Source organism: Parvibaculum sp. (genome assembly GCF_049671045.1).
GTDB lineage: Bacteria > Pseudomonadota > Alphaproteobacteria > Parvibaculales > Parvibaculaceae > Parvibaculum.
The window spans coordinates 1-24396 of the sequence record NZ_JBATUH010000064.1 but is presented as its reverse complement, the minus strand read 5'-3'; the positions used below and the strand labels follow the sequence as shown (position 1 = coordinate 24396).

The window sequence follows — 24396 nt, the reverse complement described above, 5'->3', positions numbered from 1 at the left end:
GAACGCCATGGCCGCCGATGCGAATTCGATCATCCTTCATCAATATGATGTGTCACCCTTCTCGGAGAAGGTGCGCGTGGTGCTCGGGCTGAAGAAGCTCGAATGGCATGCCTGCGACGAACCCGTCATCATGCCGAAGCCGGAACTCGTGGCGCTCACGGGCGGCTATCGCAAGATCCCCGTGATGCAGATCGGCGCTGACATCTATTGCGACACGCAGATCATCATTCGCGAGCTCGAGCGCCGCTTCCCCTCGCCCTCGATCTTCGTCGGCGGCGACAGGGGCCTCGGCTGGGGCGTGGCGATGTGGACCGACCGCGTCTTCTTTCAGGCGGCGGTCGCCATCATCTTCGGCGGCGGCGCGGCGCTTGCCGATGAAGCCTTCATCAAGGATCGCGAGAAGCTGACGGGCCGCTCCTTCGACATCGCGGCCATGAAGCAGGCAGCGCCCCTCATGGCGGAGCAGTTCCGCGCGCAACTCGGCTGGATCGACGATCAGCTCGCGGATGGCCGCGCCTTCCTCATGGGAGAGCAGGCGGGCCTTGCCGATGCCAGCGTCTTCTACAACCTCGCCTTCATCCGCTGGACGTCGCAGGCGGGCGCGAAGCTCATCGCCGCCTGGCCGCGCGTCGCCGAATGGGAAGCCCGCGTCGCCGCGATCGGCCATGGCACGCGCCACGAGATCGCGCGGGAAGCGGCGCTCGACATCGCCAGAGCCGCGACCTCCACCGAAGAGCCGCGCGCCGATGCGGGCGAGCCCAACGGATTGAAACCCGGCGACCGCGTGAGCGTCATGGCGGATGATTACGGCCGCGACCCGATTATGGGTGAACTCGTCTCCTCATCCGCGCAGCACGTCGCGATCAGGCGTAGCGACCCGCGCGTCGGCGAGGTTGTCGTGCAGTTCCCGCGCGCCGGGTTCCTCGTGATGAAGGCGTGACGCGGGCCGTAACGGCGCTGGCGAATCTTCAAATTTAATGTTCGCGGAGGGACCGGAAACGCCGCCGCGGACGTATATTTGCTGGACACGTTCCTTCGCAATCGAGGAGACGGGCCATGTCGGCCATCGCGCATGCAGGAAGAAGGATGAGGGCCGCCTCCATCGTCGCGGCAGCGGCGCTCGGCCTCGTCGCCATGGGCGCGGCCGCGACGCCCGCATCGGCACATGGGCGCGTGAGCATCGGGATCGGCCTCGGCTTTCCGATCTTCGCCGCGCCGGTCTGGGGCGGTTATTACGGCCCTTACTACAACCCTTATTATTACGCGCCGCCACCCGTGGTTTATGCGCCGCCGCCGGTCGTCTACCGGGCGCCGCCCGCTTATTACGGCCCGGCCTATTACGGTTATGGCGCGCCGCTCGAGGCGACGCCCGCCTCTCCTGTCTATCAATCGCCGTCGGGGCAATATTGCCGCGAATACCGCACCACCGTGCGCGTCGGCGGCCATTATGAGGAGGCCTATGGCACGGCCTGCCAGAAGGCGGATGGAAGCTGGCGGGTCGAAAACTGATTTCCGGTTCGTGAGGCAACAAAGGCGGAGGTTTCGAAATGGCCTCCGCCTTCTTTTTGTCCACAAGGCGCGCGTCAGCGCGCCGTCATACGAAGATCACAACGCGCGTCAGCGCGCCGTAATGCCGACACCGCGATGCGCGCGTCAGCGCGCCGTGATGCCGCCATCGATAACGAGTTCGGAGCCGGTCATATAGCGCGACTCGTCGGAGGCGAGGAACACGATGCCCGCCGCGATGTCCGCCGGAAGCCCCGCATAGCCGAGCGGCGTGGTCGCGGCGATCATGTTGGGATCGATCGCATTGGCGCCAGCCGGGATGAGCTCCGAGCGCATGGCGCCGACACCGCCCTGCGGGATCTTCTGCCAGATCGCCGTGTCGATGATGCCGGGGTGAACCGAGTTCACGCGCACATTCATCTTCGCCTGCGCGCATTCGAGCGCGACCGCCTTGGTGAAGAGCCGCACCGCGCCCTTGGTCGCGCAATAGCCTGCAAGGCCCGGCGCGCCCTGAAGTCCGGCCACGGACGAAATATTGATGACCGAGCCGCCGCCCGACGCCGCGATGAGCGGAATGGCATGCTTCACGCCGAAAAAGACGCCATCGACATTGATCGCCATCTGGCGGCGCCAGTCCTCATAGGACATCTGGAAGATGTCGGCGCCGATGCCGATGCCCGCATTGTTGACGAGAACATGCAGCGCGCCCTCTGTCTTCCTGATGTCCTCGACGATCTCGGCCCAGCGCGCTTCGCTCGTCACATCCTGGTGATAGGTCGAGACGGCGCCGCCCGCCTTGACGATGAGATCGGCGGTTTCGGCAAGTCCCTTGTCGTCGACATCGCTCGCCACGATCTTCGCGCCCTCGGCCGCCAGCGCCAGCGCCGCCCCCCGGCCGATGCCGCTGCCGGCTCCGGTGATCAGCGCAATCTTCCCGCTCACACGTCCCATCGTTTCTCTCCTTTTTTCCGGCTGTTTCTTCGGCCGGGCCTTGCGGCCCCGATTTTTGCCTTGCTCCCCATGAACTCTCTCTTAGGGTACATCCCCTAGGACCGGCAACGGCATTTTACGTTGCGTGAACTGGAGTTGGGATGAGCCTGCGAGGCCGGAGAGGAGCCGCGCGGCCCTTCCCTTCGGGGCGTTTCGGCCCGGCGCAAAACTGTTGGAGATAAGTGGACTTCGGTCTATTTTTATAAGCGCCGGATTTGGCAATGGGAGAGCATCATTAGCGACCTCAAGGAAGTGGACGAGGCAGGTCCGGGCGGCGGAACGCGGCGCGCCCGCAAGAAGGAGCGCACGCGGCGCGAGATCTATCGCACGGCGATGGAGCTCTTTTCGGTGCGCGGCTATGACGGCGTCACCATCGAGGACATCTGCGCGGGCGCCGGCGTCGCCAAGGCGACCTTCTTCCTGCATTTCGAGAACAAGGCGGCGCTGATCAAGGAATTCAACGACGAGATCACGCAATCGCTCGCCGAGCGCCTTGCCGGCCATGAAGGCGACACGCAAGACCAGCTGAGCCTCATTCTCTCCGCCTTCGAGGAAGCCTGGGAGACGAACGGCCCCGTCATGCAGAAGATGCTGCGCGACTTCCTCGACCAGCCGACGCTGATTGCCACCGCCGCCGCCGTCAATGAGAGCATCGTCGATCTCGTCAGCGCGATCGTGCGGCGCGGGCAGGAAAGAGGCGAGCTGCGCCCCGGCATCGCGCCGGAACTCGCCGCCATGGCGATCGTTTCGACCTGGAGCGCCATCAGCGCCTGGTGGGCGGAGCATCCCGAGGCGGAAGCGGAACTTGCGAGCCGCCAGATCATCGACATCACGCTCAACGGGCTCAAGAAGAAAGCCTGACGAGGAAAAAATCCGAACGAAACAGGAAGGCACTCACATGACCACCGAAGGCAAGCTCAGAAGCGGTATATTTCTGGCACCGTTTCACCCGGTCGATGAAGACCCGACACTGGCGATCCGCCGCGATCTCGAGCTCATCGAATGGCTCGACAAGCAGGGCTATGAGGAAGCCTGGATCGGCGAGCACCATTCGGCGGGCTACGAGATCATCGCCAGCCCCGAGCTTTTCATCGCCGCCGCGGCCGAGCGTACCGAGCGCATCAAGCTCGGCACGGGCGTCGTCTCGCTGCCCTATCACAACCCCCTCATGGCGGCGAACCGGATCATCCAGCTCGATCATCAGACGCGCGGCCGCGTCATGTTCGGCGTCGGCCCCGGCCTTCTGCCGTCGGACGCCTTCATGCTCGGCATCGAGGTCGCCAAGCAGCGCGACCGCATGGTCGAGGCGCTGGAAGTGATCCTGCGTCTCTTCAAGGGCGAGACGGTCAGCGCCGAGACGGAATGGTTCAAGCTCCAGAACGCGCGGCTCCAGCTTCGCCCCTTCTCGACGCCGCACCCGGAAGTCGCGGTCGCAAGCTCGGTCACGCCATCGGGCGGCAAGCTCGCCGGGCGCCACGGGCTCGGCATGCTCTGCGTCGCGGCCACCAACACGGCCGGCTATGACGCGCTCGGCATCAACTGGGACGTCGCGCAGAAGACGGCGGCCGAGAACGGCCGCGTCATGGACCCCGCGCGGCTTCGCCTCGTCGGTCCCATGCATCTCGCCGAAACGCGCGAGGAGGCCCGCGCCCAGGTGCGCTACGGCTTCGACAAATGGCGGCACTATTTCGGCTCGATCAATCCGATGGGCCTCGACACGCAGGAGGGCAAGGACCCTCTCGACGCCATGATCGAATCCGGCCAGGCCGTCGTCGGCACGCCGGACGACGCCATCGCCCAGATCGAGCGGCTGCAACAGAAGATACCGGGCTTCGGCGCCTTCCTCCTGCTTGCCCACAACTGGGCCAATTTCGAGAACACGAAACGCTCCTACGAGCTTTTCGCCCGTCATGTGAAGCCGAAATTCCACCGCGCCAACGAGGCCCGCGAGGCATCGCTGAAATGGGCGACAGAGAATTCCGGCGAGTTCATCGGCGCCGCCATGAACGCCGCCCTTCAGACCATCGCCAAGCATCAGGCGGAAGAAGAAGCCAAGGCGAAAGCCAAGGGCACCCGGGCCGCCGACTGACACCCCATACCGAAACCCGAAATCGAAACCCCGAAATCGAAACAAGAAAACCGGAGACAGGACAGAATGCTCGGACAGAAATTGCGCTTCGGCGCCTTCATCGCCCCCTTCCACCCGCTCGACGAGAACCCGACCCTCGCCCTCGAGCGCGACATCGAACTCGTGCAGTGGATGGACCAGCTCGGCTATGACGAAGCCTGGATCGGCGAACACCATTCGGCCGGCTACGAACTCATCGCCAGCCCCGAACTCTTCATCGCCACTGTCGCCGAGCGCACGCGCAATATCCGCCTCGGCACGGGCGTCTCCTCGCTTCCCTATCATCACCCGCTGATGCTCGCCGACCGCATCAACCAGCTCGACCACATCACGCGCGGCCGCGTCATGCTGGGCGTGGGCCCCGGCTCGCTGCCCTCCGACGCGATCATGATGGGCATCAACGTCCAGAAGCAGCGCGACATGATGGACGAGGCGCTCGAAGCGATCGTGCCGCTCCTCCGCGGCGAGACGGTGACGATGAAGACCGACTGGTTCGAGCTCAACAATGCCCGCCTGCAGATGACGCCCTGGTCGCGGCCGAGCGTCGAGATCGCGGTAGCAAGCCAGGTCTCGCCCACAGGCGCGACGGCGGCCGGCCGCCACGGGCTGAGCCTCCTGTCCATCGGCGCGACCTCCGCCGGCGGCTTCAACGCGCTCGCCACCAACTGGGCGATCTGCGAGGACACGGCGAAGGACAGCGGCAAGACGGTCGATCGCTCCGGCTGGCGCCTCGTCGGCCCGGTGCACATCGCCGAGACGCGGGAGAAAGCGCGCGAGAATGTGCGCTTCGGCCTCGACAAGTGGCTCTACTACTTCCGCGAAGTGGCGGCTCTGCCGCTCGCGCCGACGGACGGCTCCGATCCCGTCGATGCGCTCATCGCCTCCGGCATGGCCGTCGTCGGCACGCCTGACGACGCCATCGCCCAGATCGAGCGCCTGCAGAAGCAGTCGGGCGGCTTCGGCTGCTTCATGCAGCTCGCCCACAACTGGGCGAACTGGGAGAACACCAGGCGCTCCTATGAGCTGATGGCGCGCTATGTGTTCCCGAAATTCCAGAACCTCAACGACAACCGCGAGGTCTCGCTCAACTGGGCGAAGGACAATCGCGAAAGCTTCATGGGCCAGGCCATGATGGCGGTCGGCGCCCGCGTCGCCCAGCATGTCGAGAAGAAGGGCACGGAGAATATCCGCCCCGAAATCCTCGCCGCCATGGGCCTCGACAAGAAGTCCGGCGCCGCGGAGTAACCTCCGCCTCACTCATGCGAAGATACGAAAAGGGCGGCCCGAAAGGCCGCCCTTTTGATTTTCCCGCCGGCGATCAGAGCCTGAATTCGCCGGAACAGATCTGGTCGTGAAGCGCCTCGTCCAGCGGCACGAACTTCCTGTCCACGGGCGAGTTGAAATAGATCGGATCGCTCACCCGCTTCACATCGAAGCCCTCGCGCACAAGCTCGACCTTGCGATGCTTGAACGTGCCCGTGACCTCGATCTCGGGGCTCACGCGAATGAAGAGCGGGCGCGCATATTCGGGAAGTTCCTTCTCGATATGGCCGCGCAGCTTGTCGAGATCGAGCGAGCCGTCGGCAACGATCGAGGCCATGCCCGCGCGGCCATCCGTGCCCGGAACCTGCACGCCATAAACGTTCGCTTCCTTGATGCCGGGGAAAACCGAGATCGCCTCCGTGACCTCGGCCGTGGACACGTTCTCGCCTTTCCAGCGGAACGTGTCGCCGATGCGATCGACGAAATAGAAATAGCCGAGCTTGTCCTGACGCAGCAGATCGCCGGTGCGGAACCACGCATCTCCCTTCTCGAAGACATCGCGAAGGATCTTCTTTTCGGTCTCTTCCTTCTTGGCATATCCGTCGAAGCGCCCGGTCGGCGTATTGGGATCGTCGGAAATCTTGCCGATCGCCTCGCCCGCTTCGCCCGGCGCGCATTTGATGCAGAAACCATCCGCGCCGCGCACGACCGTCTCGCTTTCGAGATCGAAACGCACCAGCTCGACATTGAAGCGCTTCTTCGCCCAGCCCGGAATGCGCCCAACAGAGCCCACCGTGCCGTCATAATTCATGAGCGCGACATTGCCTTCGGTCGCGCCGTAGAATTCGAGAACCCGCGGGATGCGGAACCGCTTCTGGAAGGCCGGCCAGATTTCCGGGCGCAGCCCGTTGCCAATGGCGAGCCTGATCTTGTGCTTGCGTTCGCGCGGCTGCTTCTCCGTGTTGAGAAGATAGCGGCAAAGCTCGCCGATATACTGAAAGAGCGTCGCCTCGTATTTCGCGCAATCGGCGAAGAACTCGCGCGCCGAGAATTTGCGCCGGATGATGACCGAGCCGCCGACCGTGAGCGTGGTGCCGACCGCGCAGACGCCGCCTGCCGAGTGATAGAGCGGCAGCGCGATATACATGCGATCCTTCTCCGTCGCATTCGCCGCCGCCGAGAAGCCGGTCATCATGGTCAGCACACGCGCATGCGGCAGCCGCGCCGCCTTGGGATTGCCCGTCGTGCCGCTCGTATAGATGAAGAGCGCGTTGTCGTTGAGCGTGAGCCCCTTGCGCGTATCGGCCGGCAGCGGCTCGCCCGATTGCTGCGCGAGCGCGGCATCGAGGTTCTGCATGCCCTGCACCGCACCGCCCGTCGCCCAGACGGTGAGCGGACGCTCGAGCCCGTCGGTCGCGGTCGCATAAGCCTCCGCGAGCTCGGCGCCGAGCACGAGATGCTGCGCGCCCGAAATGTTGAGACTGTGCGCGAGCGGCCCCTTGACGAGATTGGAATTGATGAGCGCCGCCGAAGCGCCAACCTTGATGATGCCGATCCAGGCGATCAGATATTCCGGCCGGTTCTCCATCATCAGCGCGACGACATCGCCCTTGCCGATGCCCTGCGCCTGCGCCCAGCGCGCATAGCGGTTGGCCGCCTCGTCGAGTTCGCGATAGGTGATCTTCCGGTTCTCGAAATAGATCGCGACGTTTTTGGGCTTCGACTTCGCGAGATCCTCGATCGTATCGGCGAAGGTGCGATTGGGCGTCTTGTAGATGGCGCTCAAGCGGCCGAGCGTGCGGAGCGCCGCTCGCAGATAGATGATCTCATTGCGGATTCGTCTGAAAAAGCCCATCGCGATCTCCTTCCCCCCCCTGATGCGGCTCCCGAGGTAGAGAACGCGCATTCGACTTGCGTTTATGCCTGCGGAGGCTCCGCAAGGTCAAGGTGACGCAAGGAAAGCCTTGTTCGTTACGCTTGCCCCCACGGGATGACAGGGGGCATTTTTGGGGCCATGATCCCGCCCCCGAAGATGCCTCGCTCACGCTCGAAAGCGAAACGGACCAGAAGCAGGACCCCCGCCCAATGCAGGAAATGACCGAGCCGGAACTCATTCTCGACGTCATGGGCCAGAACTGCCCCCTGCCCGTGCTGCGGACGAAGAAGCGCCTTGCCAATCTGGAGCCCGGCACGCTGCTTCGCGTGTTCACGACCGACCCCGTTTCGCGCGTCGATCTGCCCCATTTCTGCGTCGAGAGCGGGCATGAGCTTCTGGAAACCCGCGACAGGGGAAGCTGGATCGAATTCCTGATCCGCAGGGCCGCGGAGCTTCGCGAGACGTCTAGCTGAGAAATTCCTCGGCGAGGATCGCGTAGAGATATTCGTCGCGCCAGTCGCCCTGGATGAATTTCGACTGCCGGAAGGCACCCTCCCGGCGCATGCCGATCCGCTCCATCACCCGGGCCGACGCCTTGTTGCGCTGATCGCAGCTGGCGACGATGCGCCGGAGGCCGAGTTCGCGGAATCCCGCGTCGAGAAGCGCGCGCGCCGCCTCGGCGGCGATGCCGAAGCCCCAGAAATCCGGGTGCAGAACATAGCCGATATCGCCGAGCCTGTTCGCCCGGTCGATGATGGAGAGCCCGGCGCCCCCAACGACCTCGCCCGCGGGCTTCAGCGTGATGGCAAGATCATAGGCGATGCGCGGCCGCCGGCGCTGATCCTCGAGAAACCCCTCGACGGCCTCGCGGCTCTGCGCGGGCGTGTTCGGCCCCCAGATCATGTAGCGCGCCACATCCTCGCACGACGCATAGGCGTGCACGGCCTCGACATCGCCCGCCCTGAAATCGCGCAGGACGAGACGCGGCGTCTCGATCGGCAGCGCGATCCCATGATGGGCTGGGGCGCGCTTGCGCAAGATCATGCCTTCGCTGCCCGGACCATTGCCTTCTCCGCGTCGCGGAAACCCGCAACGACGGTCTTTCCCATGTCGAACACCGGGCGCTTGATGAGCGCCGGATGCTTTTCCATGAGGGCGATGGCGGCAGCTTCGTCGGGGAAGCTCTTTTCGTCGTCGGCAAGCCCGCGCCAGGTCGTGCTCGCCTTGTTGAGAAGCTTGTCGACGCCCATGGCCTTTGCGAAGCGCGCAATGTCGGCCCGCCCGATGCCGTCGGCCCTGAGATCGACGAAACGATATGCGATCTTCTCCTGCTGGAGCCAGGCGAGCGCCTTGCGGCACGTATCGCAATTCTTCAATCCATAGACGGTAATCAATCCTGCCTCTCAACCTTCATCGACTGCGAACATGTCAAGGCGCCGCCGGCGGATCATGGAGATCCGCCGGGGTGCATGCAGGCAGCATATCAGCAATGAGGGAGAGGTCGGAAATCCCGTGAACCGCCCTTGGGGGAAGATAGACGCGCTCAGGCGGCCGTCTTCATGCCCTGGCCGGCCATCTTGGTCTTTTCGGCGGCGGAGGTGATCGGCTCGATGCGCTGGTAGATGACGGGCGCGCCGATGCCGAGCCGTGCCCGCACATCGGCGAGCGGCAGGGAGAGCAGCGTCTCCCAATCGGCGAGCGGCAGCCATTGCGCGGCCTTGCCGAGGCGGTAGCCCTCGCGGACCGCGCGCCAGATGCCGAGACCCGGCGCCTGCTTGGTCGCGACGCGGGCGCCGACGAGCACGATGAAGCCGATGCCGCGATTGCGCGTCTGCGCATAGGTGAAGGCGAGCAGGCAAAGCTCGCCGAGCCCGTCGCGGCCATAGCCCGTCGTCACATGCCAGAGGTCGTGCGAGTCGCGCATCCGGTCGCGGAAGATCGTGGCGGCCTCGGGCATCTCGCCATAGCGCCGCGGCGCTTCCGCGCTGGCCTCCACAAGCCCGTCCGCCGTCAGGTTCTCCACCGCCATGAATTCGTGATAGATGCGCCCGAGCGTGCCCTCGGGAAGCCGCGACAGCCGCTCGCGATCGCAGAGCGTGGCGAGGAGAGAGCGCTTCTCGCCGACGATGCGCTGGCCCGTTTCATTGGCGATGAACCGGCCGAACATGCGCTCGTCCGACCCGCCGGACAGGGCGTCGATGATCCTGAAGACCTGGCCCGTATCCTCCTTGTCGGCGATGAGCGCGCGAATGGCCCTGATCGCCTTCAGCGGCTCGATACGCTTGCGCGCCGGCCTCGAACCGCTCTTAGTGGAAATGTCGGAGATCGTCGTCATCGCCTGGCCTCTCCTGATAGAATACCCAAAGCTGAATTCCGTCTTCAGAAAATATGGATTATACTGACATTGCTGTCAATATCTGTCCGGGAGGTATCGCATAGTGACGACTGCAACGAAGCCGGGCACACCCCCTCATCATGCCCCCGCGAGCGCGCCGGCCGGATCGAAGCCCGCCGCCAAGCGGGTCCGGCGCTCGGCCGAGGAGGCAAGGCGCCTCATCCTCGACGCCGCTGAAGTCAGGCTGGCGACGCAAGGCCCCGAAGGGATCAGGCTACAGGACATCGCGCGCGATGTCGGCATATCGCATCCGGCGATCCTCCATCACTTCGAAAGCCGGGAGGGCCTCGTCCGCGCGCTGATCGCCAGAACATCCGAGCAATTGCGCGACAAGCTGATGGCGGCTCTGAAGGGCAAGTCCGGCAGCGAACTCGAGGCCGCCGAACTCATCGAGAATGTGTTTCAGGCGCTGAGCGATCGCGGCACGGCGCGCCTTCTCTCCTGGATGATGCTCACGGGACGGATCGTCGATCAGGGCACATCGCGCTCCATGATGACGGACATCGCAAACGAGCTTCATGCGGGCCGCGCGCGATACGCGGAAAAGTCGGGCGCGCCCGCGCCCGATCGCGAGGACACGCTGTTCATCGCCATGCTGACGGCGAGCGCCGCCTTCGGAGATGCGATCATCGGCCGCCAGCTTGCCGAGGAAGCGGGCCTCGATCAGGAAGGCGTACTGCGCTTCCGTCGCTGGTTCGCCGATCTTCTGAGCGAACATGCGGGCGTCCCGCGCAAATTGAAGGCCTGACCCTCGCCGCCGGGCTTTCAGAAAGGCGTCCCATGGTCTCCGTCCGCAGCGCGACCATCGAGGATATTCCCGCCATTCTCTCGATCTACAACGACGCGGTGAGACACACGACCGCCATCTGGATCGACGAGGAGGCCGACTTAGAGAACCGCCGCGACTGGTTCACGGAGCGGCGCGCGGCAGGGTTTCCGGTCCTTGTCGCAACGGACGGCCACGAAATTCTCGGCTATGCGACCTATGGCCCCTTCCGGCCGCACGACGGCTACCGCCACACGATCGAGAATTCGGTCTATGTGCGCGCCGACCGGCGCGGCAGGGGCACCGGCGCCTTGCTGCTGGCAGCGCTCATCGAGGCGGCGCGGGCGGAAGGCCGCCATGTCATCGTCGCCGCCATCGAAGCGGAGAATGAAGCCTCGCTCGCCCTCCACGCCCGCTTCGGCTTCGTGGAAACGGCGCGCATGCCGGAAGTGGGCCGCAAATTCGGCCGCTGGCTCGACCTCGTCATGATGCAGCTCATCATCGGGAACTGAAAGAAGAACCGCTCACGCTGCAATTATGGTGAGTATAATTTTATTCATTTTTCTTATAATTAATGCGCTTTTGAAATACACTGTAAATATTGGAAAATTATTCACTTCCCAGACCGAACAGGCATTATTCACCACCAATATCTGAGTTTTATACGGGCTTTGTCGTCGCGGCACGGTTATCTAGAACGTATCTCGAAATTACCGGACAACAGACCGTCGCGGGCGATATGGACTATCATGTAAACATTCGACTGCTGCCGCCGAAGCTCAACATCAAGAAGGCTCGGCGCGATCCGGCTGTGCCGCTATGGGCGGCGGAGGACGACGTCTGGATCTGCTCCTATCCGAAATCCGGGAACACCTGGATGAGGTTCTGCCTCGCAAATCTTCTCCGGCCGGCCGAGCCTGCCGATTTCCGCGCCGTCAACGATCTGATCCCGGACATCTACCGGCTGAACAAGGGCAACTTCTCGAAAGGCTCGCGCTCGCGCTACCTGAAGAGCCACGAGGTTTTCAGGCCCGATTATCGCCGCGTTCTCTATCTCTGCCGCGATCCGCGCGACGTTCTCGTCTCCTATTTCCACTACAGCCGGAAGCAGGAAGACATCGCCGACGACATGACGATCGCCGAATTCGCCGAAATTTTCCTTGAGGGCAACGTACCGGCACGAAGTGCCGGTTCCTGGGCGGAAAATGTCGGAAGCTGGCTTGGCGCGCGGCGCTCGAGCAAGTCCTTTCTCGTGCTGCGTTATGAGGACCTGCTGGCCAATCCCCATGCGCGGCTCGCACAGGCCGCCCGCTTTCTCGGCATTCCTTTCACGGACGAAATGATCGCCGGCGCGATCGAGGCATCGGCCGCCGACAAGATGCGCGCGATAGAGGCGCGAGAGGCCGACAACGACCCCGCGCTGAGAAAGCGGCGCGACATCCCCTTCGTCCGCAACGCGACATCGGGCGGATGGCGGAAGGAGCTGCCCGCCCCGATCGCCCGCAAGGTCGAGCAGCGCTGGGCGCCGCTGATGCGAGAACTCGGCTATCTGAACTGAAGCTGCCGGAATGCGGCAAGACCTTGGATTGGTGCCCCTGGCCGGACTCGAACCAGCACGCCCGTGAAGGCAACAGATTTTGAGTCTGCCGCGTCTACCATTCCGCCACAGGGGCCCCCTTGGGGAGCGCGCATGATAGTCGGCGGTTTCTGCCGATCAAACAAAATGTGAGCACTGGGCCGGGCAGCCCCGGCCGCGCCCGACGGGGCGAGATGGACACCCCCCGCCGGAGCCTGCTAAACCCGGTGCGGCTCCAACCGGGACGATGTCATGCTGCGCGGCCTCTACAACTGGACGATCCGCCTTTCAGGGCACAAGCATGCCCATTGGGCACTCGCCGCCGTCTCCTTCGCCGAAAGCTCCTTCTTTCCGGTACCGCCGGACGTGATGCTCGTGCCGATGACCGTCGCCCGGCCCGAGCGCGCATGGTTCTATGCCACCGTCTGCACGATCGCATCGGTCGCCGGCGCGCTTCTCGGCTATGCGATCGGCGCCCTCCTCTATGACACGCTGGGCCACTGGCTCATTTCCATTTACGGCTATGAGGACAAGCTCGAGGAGTTCCGCGCGCTCTATGGCGAATGGGGAGCCTGGATCATCCTCATCAAGGGCGCGACGCCCATCCCCTACAAGCTCGTGACCATCGCCTCGGGCTTCGCGGGCTACAGCCTGTTCTGGTTCATCGTGCTCTCGCTCATCACGCGGGGCGCGCGCTTCTTCCTCGTCGCAGGCATCCTCAACCGCTTCGGCGAGCCCATAAAGCGCTTCATCGAGGAGCACCTCGGCCTCGTCTCCGCGGCCTTCGCCTTGCTGATCGTTGCGGGCTTCGTCGTCGCCCGCTACGTCATCTAGCTCCCCGCCCGCGAACCGGCGACACCCGCTCGACACGATTTCCCGCCTGCACCCGCATCCATGCGGGTCTTCCTACATTTTTTCTCGCCTGTACCACTCCCCATTGGTCACCATATAAGTCTACGCAACACACGGAACCGCCAGACGCACCAGGGAGGCGCATGCTTCATCACACCCCCCTCATAACCACCATCGTCGGCGGCCTCGTGCTCGCCTTCATCTTTGGCGCGATCGCCAATCGCTTCCGCGTTTCGCCCCTGGTCGGTTATCTGCTGGCGGGTGTGCTTGCCGGGCCGTTCACGCCGGGCTTCGTCGCCGACCGCGCGCTCGCGCCGGAGCTTGCCGAGATCGGCGTCATCCTGCTGATGTTCGGCGTCGGGCTGCATTTCTCGCTGAAGGACCTCCTCTCCGTTAAGGCCATCGCCATTCGGGGCGCGCTCGCCCAGATCGCCGCCGCGACGCTCCTTGGCATGGCGCTCTCATGGGCACTCGGATGGCCCGTCGGCTCCGGCCTCGTCTTCGGCCTCGCGCTTTCCACCGCCAGTACGGTCGTGCTCCTTCGCGCCATGCAGGAGCGCCGTCTCGTCGACACCGAGCGCGGCCGCATCGCCATCGGCTGGCTCATCGTCGAGGACCTCGCCATGGTGTTGACGCTGGTGCTGCTGCCGGCGCTTGCGGGCCTTCTCCATGCGGCGGGCAGCGGCGCGGAGGGCACCGCCGTCGACGCGTGGGGCGTGACCAGAACTCTCCTCGTCACGCTCGGCAAGGTCGCCGCTTTCGTGGCGCTGATGCTCGTCGTCGGCCGGAAGGTCATCCCCTGGCTTCTGCATTTCATCGCCCATTCCGGCTCGCGCGAGCTTTTCCGGCTGGCCGTGCTCGTCATTGCGCTCGGCGTCGCCTATGGCGCGGCGGTGCTTTTCGGCGTCTCCTTCGCGCTCGGCGCCTTCTTCGCGGGCATGGTGCTGAGCGAATCTCCCCTCAGCCAGCGCGCGGCGGAAGAATCGCTTCCGCTGCGCGACGCCTTCGCCGTCCTCTTCTTCGTGTCCGTCGGCATGCTGTTCGACCCGAAGACCCTGCTCAACGAGCCGCTGACCGTGCTCGCGACGCTGCTCATCATCGTCCTGGGCAAATCCGCCGTGGCCTTCTTCATCGTTCGCGCCTTCGGCCATCCGAACTCGACCGCGCTCACCATTTCGGCGAGCCTTGCGCAGATCGGCGAGTTCTCCTTCATCCTCGCGACGCTCGGCGTCAGCCTTGAACTTCTCCCGGCTCGCGGGCGCGACCTCATCCTCGCTGGCGCCCTGCTCTCGATCGTCGCCAACCCGCTCTTCTTCATGGCGCTCGACCGCCTCAAGCCCTGGCTCGAAAAACTCGGCTACCCCGATCTCGCCGACAGGCTCGAAGTGAAGATCGAAGAAGAAATTCCGCCAACGTCGCTTCGCGATCACGCCGTCGTCATCGGCTTCGGCGAGGTCGGCAGCCTCATCGGCAAGAAGCTCCAGCAGGCCGGCATGCCCGTGCTCGTCATCGAGACGGCGGAGGACATCGCCGCGAAGCTCGGCCAGCAGGACTACGCGGTCATCAAGGGCAATGCCGCGAGCGCCAGCGTCATCGCCGCGGCCAATCTTCCCGCCGCGCGCTGGCTCTTCGTCGCCATCTCCAACGCCTTCGAGGCGGGACAGGCCGTCCAGCAGGCGCGCAAGCTGAGCCCCTCGCTCGAAATCATAGCCCGCGCCTATTCCGATGCCGAGATCGACTATCTGCGCCAGCACGGCGCGAACCTCATCATCATGGGCGAGCGCGAGATCGCGCGCGGCATGATCGAGCATGCCCTGGGCAATGGCGCCAGCAATGACATGAAGGGGGCCGTCATAGCCCCTCACACGGCCTGATGCGCCCGGCCCCGTGCGGCGACAAGCCTCTCGTCCTTCGGCGCGAGGCATGATTGAATGCCGCCCATGCTGGACCGGATCTCGCCTCTCTCGATCCCCTGGATCGTCCTTGCCGCAAGCGTCGCGACGCTTGGCGGCGCCTATTTCTTTCAGTACGCGCTCGGCTACGCGCCCTGCCACCTCTGCCTGATCGAACGCATGCCCTATTACTTCGCCATTCCCGCGGCGCTTTTCGCCGGGCTCCTGTCGCGCGAGGCCAATCTCGGCATCGGCCCGGTCGTCCTTCTCGCGCTCTGCGCGGCCGCCTTCGCCATCAATGCCGGGATTTCCGGCTATCATGCAGGCGTCGAATACAAATGGTGGCCGGGCCCGGCGAGCTGCACGGGCGGCGGCCTCGTCTCGAACTCGCTCGAAACTCTTCAGGCGGAGCTTCAGTCGGGCATGAGAACCCCTCAATGCGACAAGGCGCCCTGGACGCTCTTCGGCATCTCGCTGGCCGGGTTCAATTTCCTTGTGTCGCTCGCGCTTTTGGCGCTCTCCTCCCTTCCCGTCATCCGCTTCAGGCGCGACGCGCGCGGCCTGGAATGAGGCGCCCCGACCATGCCGAGACAACCCCGCAAATCGCCCCGCCCCGTTTCCGCCCAGCCCGGCCGCCCGCGCAACAGCACGGTGGAGGAGATCCTTCGCGTAGATCACGCAGGCGAATATGGCGCCGTCCGCATCTATGCGGGCCAGCTCGCGGTCTTCAAATATCTGCCGGGCAAGCAGGAGACGGTCGAGGCGCTGACGCGCATGTCGAAGGATGAGGAGCTTCACCTCGCCCGCTTCAACGATCTCGTGAACGAGCGCCGCGTGCGACCGACGGCCTTTGCTCCGATCTGGCATGTCGCGGGCTTCGCGCTCGGCGCCGCGACGGCCCTGATGGGCGAGAAGGCGGCCCATGCTTGCACCGAGGCGGTCGAGGATGTCATCGACGAGCATTATGCGGGCCAGGTGCGCAAGCTCGAAGCCATGGGCGAAGAGGAAGCTCCGCTGCGCGAAACGATCGAACGCTTCCGCCTCGAGGAAGTGCAGCACCGCGACGAGGCGATCGCCAAGGGCGCGAAGGAAGCGCCCGCCTATCCCCTGCTATCGAGCCTCATACGCACGGGCTGCCGCATCGCCATCAGGCTGTCGGAAAAGGTCTGAGCGCGCCCGCCCTCAGGGCTCCAGCTCGCTGTCCCAGTAGAGATAGTCCTGCCAGCTCTCATGCAGATAGTTCGGCGGAAAATGCCGTCCGTTCTTGTGCAGATCGTTGACGGTCGGACGATAGGGCTTTTGCAGCGGAAACATCTCCGCCTGCTCGGGCATCTTGCCGCCCTTTCTGAGATTGCAGGGCGCGCAGGCGGTCACGACATTTTCCCATGTCGTCTGTCCGCCCCGCGAGCGCGGGACCACATGATCGAAGGTCAGCTCGTGCCGCGCCCCGCAATACTGGCAGTTGAAGCGGTCGCGCAGGAAAAGATTGAACCGCGTGAAGGCGGGATAGCGCGCGGGCTTCACATAGGATTTGAGCGAGACGACGCTCGGCAGCTTCATCTCGAAGCTCGGTGAGCGGACATAAGTGTCATAGCACGAGACGATGTTCACACGATCCATGAACACCGCCTTGATCGCATCCTGCCACGACCAGAGCGAGAGCGGGTAATAGCTGAGCGGTCTGTAATCCGCATTCAACACAAGGGCCGGACAACTATCCGGATTGGCAAACGAACCGTGCACGCTGCCCTCCTGGGATCGCTAACGCCCCAATGACGGACCGCGTCCCGAATTGTCACGGAGAATACTACATCTCGTAAAACAACTTTGTGAAGCCACTCCTAGTGGTTTCTTGTGCCGCCTCGTTCAGCAGCGCTCATTGAGCTATAAAGAGCCCGCCTTCAATGAAGCGAGCCTCGTTCTGTCCTCATGCCCATAACCCGGCCGCAACGCGACGTCCTCCGCTTCGCACCGAGCCCGAACGGCTGGCTGCATCTGGGGCATGCCTATTCCGCGATCTTCGCCTATGAGACGGCGAAGTCGCTCGGCGGGCGCTTTCTCCTTCGCATAGAGGACATCGACACCGGCCGCTGCCGCCCGGAATATGAGCAGGGCATCTATGAGGACCTCGCCTGGCTCGGCCTCGTGTGGGAAGAGCCGGTGCGCCGCCAGTCCGAGCATTTCGCCGATTATGAAGCGGCGCTGAAGCGCCTTCGCTCCATGGAGGTCGTCTATCCCTGCTTCGCCACACGCAAGGAGATCGCCGACGCCATCGCCGCGACGGGCATCGGCCCGAAGCACTGGCCGAGCGATCCTGACGGCGCGCCGATCTATCCCGGCATCTACAAGGATCTGCCCGGCGGGGAACTCAACAGGCTCATGTGGGAGGGACGCTCCTATGCCTGGCGCCTCGACGTCGAAAAGGCGCTCGAACTCGCCGAGAAGAAGGCGGGCGGCCCCATCTCCTTCCTTGAGGAGCATGGCGGCCCGCGCGGCGAGCTTGGCCGCATCCCCATCGACCCCCTGCTCTTCGGCGATGTCATCATCGCCCGCAAGGACGTGCCGACGAGCTATCATTTGGCAGTGACGGTCGATGATGCCATTCAGGGCGTGACGCTGGTGACGCGGGGCCAGGACCTCTTCCCGGCGACCCATGTGCACCGGCTGCTGCAGGTGCTGCTCGATCTTCCCGAGCCGCGGTACCGCCACCATCCACTGGTGCGCGACGAGACGGGGCGCCGGCTTTCGAAGAGCGCGAAGGATATGGGCCTGCGCGAATTGCGTGCCGATGGCCTCTCCCCCGCCGATGTGCGGCGCCTCGCCGGCATCTGAAACGGCGGTTTCACTGGCCTGATTTCTGCTTGGACGGACCCCGGAGCTCCATGGCGTTCCATCGGGGGACGTGCATCCGCAGAAAGTACGGTAAATGACCGCCGCCAAGCCGCGCATCGACTGGGTAGACGCCGCCAAGGGCCTGACCATGGTGCTCGTCGTCATGAAGCACGCGACCTATAACGACGCGGTCGCCCTGCACAAGATGCCCTACATCTTCAATCTTCTCTGCGAATTTACTGTTCCCTTCCGGATGCCGCTCTTCTTCCTCGTCGCCGGACTTTTCGCCGCCCGCTCGCTTCGCAGCGATCTGCGCTCCTTCATCGACGGGAAGGTGCTGCACTTCGTCTATTTCTATCTGCTATGGTCGGCGATCCAGATCGGCCTGAAGATGGCACTGCCCCATGACAGCGAATGGGTGGTGAACTACAAGACGCTGCTGATGATCCCCTTCGAGCCCTTCGGCATTCTCTGGTTCATCTATGAACTGAGCCTCTTCTTCGTGGCGATGCGCCTCATGCGCGACCTGCCGAAGCCGTTCGTCATCGGCCTCGCGCTCGCCCTCTATTTCTCCAGGCTCCATACGGGCTGGACGGTGCCGGACGAATTCGCCGGACGCTTCATCTTCTTCGTCATCGGCGTTTACGGCGCGCCTTACATATTCCGAATGGCCGATCTGGTGCGCGCCCGGCCGCTTGCGGCGCTCGGCGCCGGCGCGGCGCTCTATCTCGCCATCGGGTCGGTCGTCTTTTCCGGCGAGATCGACATACGCGCCTTCGAACTCGCGACCGCCTTTGCGGGCGCTACCGCGACGCTCATCCTCGTCGTTCTGCTGGTCGAGCGGGGGCTCGCCGCGCCGCTCACCTATATCGGCTCGCGCTCGCTCTATGTGTTCCTCGCCTTCTTCCTGCCCATGGCCGCCTCGCGCGTGCTGCTCATCAAGCTCGGCGTCACCCATGGCGATTTCCTGACGCTGATGTCGCTCGCCATGGCGGTCGGCATGCCGCTTCTGGCCTTCCGCATAGTCGAGAACACGCCGCTCGCCTTCGTCTTCGTGCGGCCGGATGCTTTCAGGCTGAAGTCCCGTGGCGCGAAGGAACCCGCCACCGCCGCCGCGTGAGAGCCTCGCCTACCAGTCGTAAAGACCCGTGAAGCTCCTGAAGCCCGCCTTCTCCGCATAGGCCGTCCATTCCTTGCGAAGATGCAGCGTGGCGGACGGGCTTCCCGCGCCTTGCCCAAGACCGAGGATCAGGAGCCTGTCGCAACCGGCGAAGATCGGCGCGGGCGCGGGCAGGCGGCCGCCGCGCTTCGTCAGCGTCGCATATTCGGAATCCTCGAACCCGTCCGTAAGCAGAATGATATGGACGGACGACGCCTTGCAATCGACAAGCTCGGCCTCCGTCTCGAGGAAAGGCACGATGCTCGTTTTGCCTTGCGCCTTGAGCTTTCCTTCCTTCACGAGCTTCGGAACATTGGCGATGAGCGTGGCCATTCCTCCGGCCACGGCCTCGGGCCGCGCATGGGCCGAGATCACCTGATCGACCTTGAGCGTGTTGGCGCTCCCATCATAGGAACCGAAGGTCCTGAGCATCACGCGCGACCTGAGCGGCAGCGCCCGAAGCTCCTCCGCCGTGCGCGCCGCGACGCGCGCGGCATAGGCGTCGTTTTTCACGAGCGGATTGCTCATGGAGAGATCGAGCCCGATAACGACCGTGCGCGGCGAGGGCCCATCGGCAAGGGCGGGCGCCGAAAGCCCCGCCGCGAGACAAAGCGCGAGAGCGGCACGGCGCATCGCGCTCACTCCGCCGCCCTTTCAAACCCTATCGGGCGGGGCGCCCGCAAGGGCGGCAGAACCTCGCCGAAAGGTTCCCTCATGCCGCCCGATGCCGTCGGGCCCGCCTTCATCGCATTGCGAGAGCGTCGCTCCCACCACTCGTCGAAAAGCCTCTCATAGCGCGTGACATCGCGCGAGGCTTCGCAGCCCTTGAGCCGGTCCGCGGCGGGGCCTGTCACCTGCGCGCCCCGGCCGATGAGCCTCGGGGTCCGGGCGGCGAGCGGCAGGGCGCGGCGCGCCTCGTCGAGCCCCTGCTCATAGGCGCGGGCCTCGCGCATGAGCCCTGTCCAGAGCAAATGGCGCCTGTTCTCGGGCCCCTCCATTTCAGAAAGCCTCTGGCGAATCTCGTCATACTCCGCTTCGAGCGCCGCGAGCCGCGCCATGTCGCGGCGGCGATGCGCGAAATCGCGCGCAAGAACGATGCGCCTCAGCTCCTCCGTCGCAAAATGGATGCAGAGCGCGGCAACGCCCGTGACGACGAGAAAGACGACGCCGAGCGAACCGAGCCAGAAGAAAGGCTGCCAGCTTCGCACCGCGTCGAGTTCGGAGGAGACGCTGGCCGCATCGCCCGTGGCGGGCGCCTCGATGCCGAGCCCGGCAAGCGCCGAGCCGAGTGAGGAGCCGACGCCCGAGCCTGCGCCCGTTGCCGCAAGCCCGTTCGGCAGCGACATGGTGGCCAGCAGCAGACCGACGCCGACGAGCATGGCGAGCGCGAGCACGAAGACCGCGCGCACGAAGAAGCCGCGGCCGAAGCGCCCCATATGCTCATAGAGAATATGGGCGGCGATGGTCGCGAAGAGGACCTGGAGGGATTTGAAGGCGACCGAACTTGCGAGCGTGCCAGGTAGCTCGAGGAACTCATTGGCAAGCGCGCGCGTCCAGAACTCGCTGACGATCATGTAATCGACGAGCACGGCGCCGAGCGAAACGAGAAGGAGCACGAGAAAGGCGCCCGCGTGGAAGAACGCGAACCGCGCCTCGCGCTCGCTGGCGATATAGTTCCGCGCGATCTCCGCGCGCATCGCTTCAGGGATGAGACTTGCGCTCGCCATCGCTCACGCCCTCCCCGTGCTGATGCGCCGCCTGCCCTCGCCCGGCTCCGGGAGCGGCTCGGCGAGCCTGCGGGCGAGCATGGCGATCTCGCGCGTCAGTGTCTCGGCGCGGGCGCGCGCCTCTGCAAGCTCGCCGGCATAGGCCTCGTCGAGTTCTGATAGCCGCGAAAAGACGTGAATGTCGGGAAGTGGCTCCGCATTGCGCCCATAGTCGCGCGCGGAATGCTCCGCCAGCGCCGAGCCCGCATGCCTCGCTTTCGCATCGCTCATGCCCGTCCCTCCAATCTGCGTGTTGAGCCCGTTAACTCTACCACGTGTCAGATTGGAACGGCCCAATGCGGCGGAAGCATTATGGGAATAAGGCAAGAATGTGGCGAGCGCCTCACGCCGCCGCGTCGGTGTTCCAGTCCACCAGCCGCACGATGTCGGCCATGATGTCGGTGATCTGAAAGTCCTTGGGCGTATAGATGGCGGCGACGCCGGCGGCGCGGAGCCTTTCGGCATCCTCATGCGGAATGATGCCGCCCACGACGACCGGAACGTCGATCCCCTCATTCTTGAGGCGCGTCATCACCTCGGTCACGAGTTGCACATGCGAGCCCGAAAGGATCGAGAGCCCCAGCACATGCACCCGGCCTTCGCGCGCCGCATCCACGATCTCGGCGGGGGTAAGACGGATGCCGTCATAGACGACATCCATGCCGCAGTCGCGCGCACGGACCGCGATCTGCTCGGCGCCGTTGGAATGTCCGTCGAGGCCCGGCTTGCCGACGAGGAACTTGAGCCGCCGGCCGAGCTTCACCGACACGGCATCGACCATCTCGCGCACGCGGTCGAGCTCCGGCGCATCGTTGCGCGCGGCGCGTGAAACGCCGGTCGGCGCGCGATATTCGCCGAAGATCGCGCGCAGCGCCGTTCCCCATTCGCCCGTCGTCACGCCGGCGCGCGCGCAGGCGATGGAGGGCTCCATGATGTTGCGGCCTTCCTTCGCCGCGTGGCGAAGCTCGGCAAGCGCCGCCTCGACCGCGCCCGCGTCACGCGCCGCCCGCCACGCCTTGAGCCGCGCGATCTGCCCCGCCTCGACCTCGGCCGGAACGGTGAGGATCGAGCCTTCGCCGGTCGCGAGCGGCGAGGGCGCCGTCTCGACATATCTGTTGACGCCGACGACCACCTGCTCGCCCGCCTCGATCGCTGCCAGCCGCGCGGAATTCGACGAGACGAGCTGCTCCTTCATATAGGCGCTCTCGATGGCGACAATCGCGCCGCCCATCTCCTCGATGCGGCGAAGCTCCTCGCGCGCCTCGGCCTTCAGCGCCTCGACCTTGGCATCCATCACCTGGCTGCCGTCGAAAATATCCTCATACTGAAGAAGGTCCGTCTCGAAGGCGAGAATCTGCTGCGCGCGAAGGGACCATTGCTGATCCCAGGGACGCGGCAGGCCCAGCGCCTCGTTCCACGCCGGAAGCTGCACGGCGCGGGCCCGCGCCTTCTTCGACAGCGTGACGGCCAGCATCTCGATCAGGATGCGATAGACGTTGTTTTCCGGCTGCTGCTCGGTGAGGCCGAGCGAATTCACCTGCACGCCATAGCGGAAGCGGCGAAGCTTCGCGTCCTCGACGCCATAGCGCGTCCGGCAGATCTCGTCCCAGAGATCGACAAAGGCGCGCATCTTGGCGATCTCGGTGATGAAGCGCACGCCGGCATTGACGAAGAAGGAGATGCGTCCGACCACCTCGGGAAACTCCGCCTCCGGCACCTGCCCGCTCGCCCTCACATGGTCGAGAACGGCGATCGCATTGGCGAGCGCGAAGGCAAGCTCCTGCACCGGCGTCGCGCCTGCTTCCTGCAAGTGATAGGAGCAGACATTGGTCGGGTTCCACTTCGGCACTTCGCGATAGGTGTAGGAAACGATGTCGGTGATGAGCCGCATGGAGGGCGCGGGCGGAAACACATAGGTACCGCGCGAGAGATACTCCTTGATGATGTCGTTCTGAACCGTGCCCTGAAGCTTCGCGCGGTCGGCGCCCTGCTCGTCCGCGACGGCGATATAGAGCGCGAGAAGCCAGGCGGCCGTCGCGTTGATCGTCATCGAGGTGTTCATCTTCTCGAGCGGGATGCCCTCGAAAAGCTGGCGCATGTCGCCGATATGGCTGATCGGCACGCCCACCTTGCCGACCTCGCCGCGCGCCAGCTCGTGATCGCTGTCATAGCCGGTCTGCGTCGGCAGATCGAAGGCGACCGAAAGGCCCGTCTGCCCGCGAGCGAGATTGGTGCGATAAAGCTCGTTCGAGGCCTGGGCGGTCGAATGGCCCGCATAGGTGCGGAAAATCCAGGGCTTGTCCCTGCCTGCGCTCGGCTGGCCGCCTTCTTCCTTCGCCATGTCTTCCGCCCTTTACGCTGCGTCCGAATAGCCTCGCCCATTACCACAGGCCCGTTTGCAGCGCAAAAGCCATCGAGGCCCGGATCGGAGCCCGGGCCCCGGGGCGTGCCGCCGCCCCGTCAGTGAACATTGGACAGGATGTCGACGATGATGCCCGTCGCCACCGCCACGAGCACGATATCGTCGCCGACGATATAGGCCTCATAGCCGTGACCATGCGGAAAGCGGTAGGCGAGATCGGCCGGCAGCGGATGCCTGTGGACGCCGCGCGGCAGCCTGTGCCCGACCCCGAGGCGCTGGCCATGCGGCAGCGGACGCCCTTCCCAGTTGTTCCTGCGGTAATAGTCGCGCGCGAAGCCCGACTGGTCGGCTGTGAATTCGGGATGCTCGCGCCGCATCGCCGTGCGGTTCATCTTGCGGCCTTCCTCCGCGCGGTGCTGGGGCGGCGGCGGCGGCATGTGCCGCTCGCCCTGCTGGGGCATGTTCTGCCCCTGAGGCGGGGGTGACGGCATGCGCTCCGCGGGCTTTTCCTCGGCAAGCGCCGCTGCCGGCAGAAGCAAGGTCGCGGCGAGGGTGAGGGCGGAGAAGCGGCGTCTGAAATCACGGGTGGCTTGGTTCGTCATCTGTCCCTCCGGGATCGAATGAAGCCCCCTGACCGGATGCATCATACGCTTCCGGTCCCCCGACCGACATCCCAATCTGCCGCGCCCCGCCGCATCAATCAAAAACGCCGGAGCCTTGCGGGCCCCGGCGTTTCACTCGCGCCGATCGACTTTCTATTTCGAGTCTTATTCGGCGGCGGACGCCCTTGCGGCGACGCGTTCGATATGCTTGCGGCGGGCGTCGAAATCCCGCGCGATGCTGTCATCATTGCTCTGGAGCGCCTCGACGTCCTGATCGGCAAAGCCGATCACGCCCATTTCCTCGTACCCCTTTCGGATACGCGGCCCCCAGAGGCCGATATCCTTGACGATGGGCACGATGCGCTGGAAGAGCCCGTTGCGGAACGTCTCCATGAAGCCGGAGTGATACATGTGCTCGGCGCAGTCGACCG

Annotated in this window: 26 protein-coding genes, 1 tRNA gene and 1 pseudogene; 15 read left to right on the top strand and 13 right to left on the bottom strand. The window is 64.7% G+C overall.

Annotated features, from left to right (window positions below):
* Positions 1-7 precede the first annotated feature (7 nt).
* Positions 8-940: a glutathione S-transferase family protein gene (locus WBG82_RS07760; RefSeq protein ID WP_424423366.1), complete on the top strand. Its 933-nt coding sequence runs from the start codon at positions 8-10 to the stop codon at positions 938-940.
* A gap of 146 nt (positions 941-1086) precedes the next feature.
* On the top strand, positions 1087-1509 hold the full coding sequence (locus WBG82_RS07755) for a hypothetical protein (RefSeq protein WP_424423363.1): 423 nt from the start codon (positions 1087-1089) through the stop codon (positions 1507-1509).
* Positions 1510-1653: 144 nt separating this feature from the next.
* On the opposite strand, the gene WBG82_RS07750 is transcribed toward WBG82_RS07755, so the two are convergent.
* A complete protein-coding gene (locus WBG82_RS07750; RefSeq protein WP_424423360.1) occupies positions 1654-2457 on the bottom strand; it encodes an SDR family oxidoreductase in 804 nt (267 codons plus the stop codon).
* A 291-nt stretch (positions 2458-2748) separates the two neighbouring features.
* Here WBG82_RS07750 and WBG82_RS07745 point away from each other — a divergent pair, with 291 nt between their 5' ends.
* The 3 genes from WBG82_RS07745 to WBG82_RS07735 all read left to right on the top strand — a co-directional run bounded on the left by WBG82_RS07745 (position 2749) and on the right by WBG82_RS07735 (position 5869).
* Positions 2749-3357, top strand: a complete 609-nt coding sequence (locus WBG82_RS07745; RefSeq protein WP_424423358.1) for a TetR/AcrR family transcriptional regulator — start codon at positions 2749-2751, stop codon at positions 3355-3357.
* Positions 3358-3394: 37 nt separating this feature from the next.
* Positions 3395-4585 (top strand): LLM class flavin-dependent oxidoreductase, encoded by a 1191-nt coding sequence (locus WBG82_RS07740; RefSeq protein ID WP_424423355.1) that lies wholly within the window; start codon positions 3395-3397, stop codon positions 4583-4585.
* Positions 4586-4651: 66 nt separating this feature from the next.
* On the top strand, positions 4652-5869 hold the full coding sequence (locus WBG82_RS07735; RefSeq protein WP_424423352.1) for an LLM class flavin-dependent oxidoreductase: 1218 nt from the start codon (positions 4652-4654) through the stop codon (positions 5867-5869).
* A gap of 73 nt (positions 5870-5942) precedes the next feature.
* On the opposite strand, the gene WBG82_RS07730 is transcribed toward WBG82_RS07735, so the two are convergent.
* Complete coding sequence (locus WBG82_RS07730) at positions 5943-7742, bottom strand: long-chain-acyl-CoA synthetase (RefSeq protein WP_424423350.1); 1800 nt, start codon at positions 7740-7742, stop codon at positions 5943-5945.
* A gap of 230 nt (positions 7743-7972) precedes the next feature.
* On the opposite strand from WBG82_RS07730, the gene WBG82_RS07725 reads away from it, so the two are divergent.
* On the top strand, positions 7973-8236 hold the full coding sequence (locus WBG82_RS07725) for a sulfurtransferase TusA family protein (RefSeq protein WP_424423348.1): 264 nt from the start codon (positions 7973-7975) through the stop codon (positions 8234-8236).
* Here the strand turns inward: WBG82_RS07725 and WBG82_RS07720 are convergent.
* The 3 genes from WBG82_RS07720 to WBG82_RS07710 form a co-directional block, all read right to left on the bottom strand.
* Entirely contained in the window at positions 8229-8807 is a 579-nt protein-coding gene (locus WBG82_RS07720) for a GNAT family N-acetyltransferase (RefSeq protein ID WP_424423345.1), read from the bottom strand. The genes WBG82_RS07725 and WBG82_RS07720 overlap by 8 nt on opposite strands.
* Positions 8804-9157, bottom strand: a complete 354-nt coding sequence (locus tag WBG82_RS07715; protein ID WP_424423343.1) for a Spx/MgsR family RNA polymerase-binding regulatory protein — start codon at positions 9155-9157, stop codon at positions 8804-8806. Before WBG82_RS07715 ends, WBG82_RS07720 begins: the two co-directional genes overlap by 4 nt.
* 149 nt (positions 9158-9306) lie before the next feature.
* Positions 9307-10098, bottom strand: a complete 792-nt coding sequence (locus WBG82_RS07710) for a Coq4 family protein (protein ID WP_424423341.1) — start codon at positions 10096-10098, stop codon at positions 9307-9309.
* Positions 10099-10201: 103 nt separating this feature from the next.
* Between WBG82_RS07710 and WBG82_RS07705 the strand changes: the two genes are divergently transcribed.
* The 3 genes from WBG82_RS07705 (at position 10202) to WBG82_RS07695 (ending at position 12482) form a co-directional block, all read left to right on the top strand.
* Complete coding sequence (locus WBG82_RS07705; RefSeq protein WP_424423338.1) at positions 10202-10906, top strand: TetR/AcrR family transcriptional regulator; 705 nt, start codon at positions 10202-10204, stop codon at positions 10904-10906.
* Between the two features lie 32 nt (positions 10907-10938).
* Positions 10939-11436 (top strand): N-acetyltransferase family protein, encoded by a 498-nt coding sequence (locus WBG82_RS07700; RefSeq protein WP_424423336.1) that lies wholly within the window; start codon positions 10939-10941, stop codon positions 11434-11436.
* Positions 11437-11663: 227 nt separating this feature from the next.
* On the top strand, positions 11664-12482 hold the full coding sequence (locus tag WBG82_RS07695; RefSeq protein ID WP_424423333.1) for a sulfotransferase domain-containing protein: 819 nt from the start codon (positions 11664-11666) through the stop codon (positions 12480-12482).
* Between the two features lie 29 nt (positions 12483-12511).
* Here the strand turns inward: WBG82_RS07695 and WBG82_RS07690 are convergent.
* Positions 12512-12597 (bottom strand) — tRNA-Leu (locus WBG82_RS07690).
* Positions 12598-12752: 155 nt separating this feature from the next.
* On the opposite strand from WBG82_RS07690, the gene WBG82_RS07685 reads away from it, so the two are divergent.
* From WBG82_RS07685 to WBG82_RS07670, 4 genes are all read left to right on the top strand, one after another.
* Positions 12753-13334 carry a YqaA family protein gene (locus tag WBG82_RS07685; protein WP_424423330.1) on the top strand — a complete coding sequence of 194 codons (582 nt, stop codon included), beginning with the start codon at positions 12753-12755 and terminating at the stop codon, positions 13332-13334.
* Positions 13335-13495: 161 nt separating this feature from the next.
* Positions 13496-15226: a YbaL family putative K(+) efflux transporter gene (gene ybaL, locus WBG82_RS07680; RefSeq protein ID WP_424423328.1), complete on the top strand. Its 1731-nt coding sequence runs from the start codon at positions 13496-13498 to the stop codon at positions 15224-15226.
* A gap of 66 nt (positions 15227-15292) precedes the next feature.
* Positions 15293-15814 carry a disulfide bond formation protein B gene (locus tag WBG82_RS07675; protein ID WP_424423326.1) on the top strand — a complete coding sequence of 174 codons (522 nt, stop codon included), beginning with the start codon at positions 15293-15295 and terminating at the stop codon, positions 15812-15814.
* A gap of 12 nt (positions 15815-15826) precedes the next feature.
* Entirely contained in the window at positions 15827-16414 is a 588-nt protein-coding gene (locus WBG82_RS07670) for a demethoxyubiquinone hydroxylase family protein (protein ID WP_424423323.1), read from the top strand.
* Positions 16415-16426: 12 nt separating this feature from the next.
* Here the strand turns inward: WBG82_RS07670 and WBG82_RS07665 are convergent, their stop codons facing one another.
* Positions 16427-16987: an HNH endonuclease gene (locus WBG82_RS07665; protein ID WP_424423320.1), complete on the bottom strand. Its 561-nt coding sequence runs from the start codon at positions 16985-16987 to the stop codon at positions 16427-16429.
* 186 nt (positions 16988-17173) lie between these two features.
* Between WBG82_RS07665 and gluQRS the strand changes: the two genes are divergently transcribed.
* Positions 17174-18076, top strand: coding sequence for a tRNA glutamyl-Q(34) synthetase GluQRS (gluQRS, locus tag WBG82_RS07660; RefSeq protein WP_424423316.1), 903 nt, complete (start codon positions 17174-17176; stop codon positions 18074-18076).
* A 94-nt stretch (positions 18077-18170) separates the two neighbouring features.
* Complete coding sequence (locus WBG82_RS07655) at positions 18171-19196, top strand: acyltransferase family protein (RefSeq protein WP_424423313.1); 1026 nt, start codon at positions 18171-18173, stop codon at positions 19194-19196.
* A 9-nt stretch (positions 19197-19205) separates the two neighbouring features.
* On the opposite strand, the gene WBG82_RS07650 is transcribed toward WBG82_RS07655, so the two are convergent.
* From WBG82_RS07650 to WBG82_RS07625, 6 genes and pseudogenes are all read right to left on the bottom strand, one after another.
* Positions 19206-19868, bottom strand: a complete 663-nt coding sequence (locus tag WBG82_RS07650) for a hypothetical protein (protein ID WP_424423311.1) — start codon at positions 19866-19868, stop codon at positions 19206-19208.
* A gap of 5 nt (positions 19869-19873) precedes the next feature.
* Positions 19874-20962: a hypothetical protein gene (locus tag WBG82_RS07645; RefSeq protein ID WP_424423308.1), complete on the bottom strand. Its 1089-nt coding sequence runs from the start codon at positions 20960-20962 to the stop codon at positions 19874-19876.
* Positions 20963-20965: 3 nt separating this feature from the next.
* Complete coding sequence (locus WBG82_RS07640; RefSeq protein ID WP_424423306.1) at positions 20966-21232, bottom strand: hypothetical protein; 267 nt, start codon at positions 21230-21232, stop codon at positions 20966-20968.
* 112 nt (positions 21233-21344) lie between these two features.
* Positions 21345-23342: a methylmalonyl-CoA mutase family protein gene (locus WBG82_RS07635; protein WP_424423303.1), complete on the bottom strand. Its 1998-nt coding sequence runs from the start codon at positions 23340-23342 to the stop codon at positions 21345-21347.
* Between the two features lie 119 nt (positions 23343-23461).
* Complete coding sequence (locus tag WBG82_RS07630) at positions 23462-23965, bottom strand: hypothetical protein (RefSeq protein ID WP_424423300.1); 504 nt, start codon at positions 23963-23965, stop codon at positions 23462-23464.
* Between the two features lie 165 nt (positions 23966-24130).
* Positions 24131-24396: pseudogene (locus tag WBG82_RS07625) on the bottom strand (aminobenzoate oxygenase); the annotation flags it as partial.

Coding starts and splice junctions, on each gene's coding strand:
- WBG82_RS07730 (WP_424423350.1), bottom strand. CDS start 7,742: ATGGGCTTTTTCAGACGAATCCGCAATGAGATCATCTATCTGCGAGCG.
- WBG82_RS07735 (WP_424423352.1), top strand. CDS start 4,652: ATGCTCGGACAGAAATTGCGCTTCGGCGCCTTCATCGCCCCCTTCCAC.
- WBG82_RS07645 (WP_424423308.1), bottom strand. CDS start 20,962: ATGGCGAGCGCAAGTCTCATCCCTGAAGCGATGCGCGCGGAGATCGCG.
- WBG82_RS07675 (WP_424423326.1), top strand. CDS start 15,293: ATGCTGGACCGGATCTCGCCTCTCTCGATCCCCTGGATCGTCCTTGCC.
- WBG82_RS07630 (WP_424423300.1), bottom strand. CDS start 23,965: ATGACGAACCAAGCCACCCGTGATTTCAGACGCCGCTTCTCCGCCCTC.
- WBG82_RS07755 (WP_424423363.1), top strand. CDS start 1,087: ATGAGGGCCGCCTCCATCGTCGCGGCAGCGGCGCTCGGCCTCGTCGCC.
- WBG82_RS07650 (WP_424423311.1), bottom strand. CDS start 19,868: ATGCGCCGTGCCGCTCTCGCGCTTTGTCTCGCGGCGGGGCTTTCGGCG.
- gluQRS (WP_424423316.1), top strand. CDS start 17,174: ATGCCCATAACCCGGCCGCAACGCGACGTCCTCCGCTTCGCACCGAGC.
- WBG82_RS07760 (WP_424423366.1), top strand. CDS start 8: ATGGCCGCCGATGCGAATTCGATCATCCTTCATCAATATGATGTGTCA.
- ybaL (WP_424423328.1), top strand. CDS start 13,496: ATGCTTCATCACACCCCCCTCATAACCACCATCGTCGGCGGCCTCGTG.
- WBG82_RS07710 (WP_424423341.1), bottom strand. CDS start 10,098: ATGACGACGATCTCCGACATTTCCACTAAGAGCGGTTCGAGGCCGGCG.
- WBG82_RS07740 (WP_424423355.1), top strand. CDS start 3,395: ATGACCACCGAAGGCAAGCTCAGAAGCGGTATATTTCTGGCACCGTTT.
- WBG82_RS07635 (WP_424423303.1), bottom strand. CDS start 23,342: ATGGCGAAGGAAGAAGGCGGCCAGCCGAGCGCAGGCAGGGACAAGCCC.
- WBG82_RS07695 (WP_424423333.1), top strand. CDS start 11,664: ATGGACTATCATGTAAACATTCGACTGCTGCCGCCGAAGCTCAACATC.
- WBG82_RS07670 (WP_424423323.1), top strand. CDS start 15,827: ATGCCGAGACAACCCCGCAAATCGCCCCGCCCCGTTTCCGCCCAGCCC.
- WBG82_RS07700 (WP_424423336.1), top strand. CDS start 10,939: ATGGTCTCCGTCCGCAGCGCGACCATCGAGGATATTCCCGCCATTCTC.
- WBG82_RS07655 (WP_424423313.1), top strand. CDS start 18,171: ATGACCGCCGCCAAGCCGCGCATCGACTGGGTAGACGCCGCCAAGGGC.
- WBG82_RS07750 (WP_424423360.1), bottom strand. CDS start 2,457: ATGGGACGTGTGAGCGGGAAGATTGCGCTGATCACCGGAGCCGGCAGC.
- WBG82_RS07685 (WP_424423330.1), top strand. CDS start 12,753: ATGCTGCGCGGCCTCTACAACTGGACGATCCGCCTTTCAGGGCACAAG.
- WBG82_RS07725 (WP_424423348.1), top strand. CDS start 7,973: ATGCAGGAAATGACCGAGCCGGAACTCATTCTCGACGTCATGGGCCAG.
- WBG82_RS07720 (WP_424423345.1), bottom strand. CDS start 8,807: ATGATCTTGCGCAAGCGCGCCCCAGCCCATCATGGGATCGCGCTGCCG.
- WBG82_RS07640 (WP_424423306.1), bottom strand. CDS start 21,232: ATGAGCGATGCGAAAGCGAGGCATGCGGGCTCGGCGCTGGCGGAGCAT.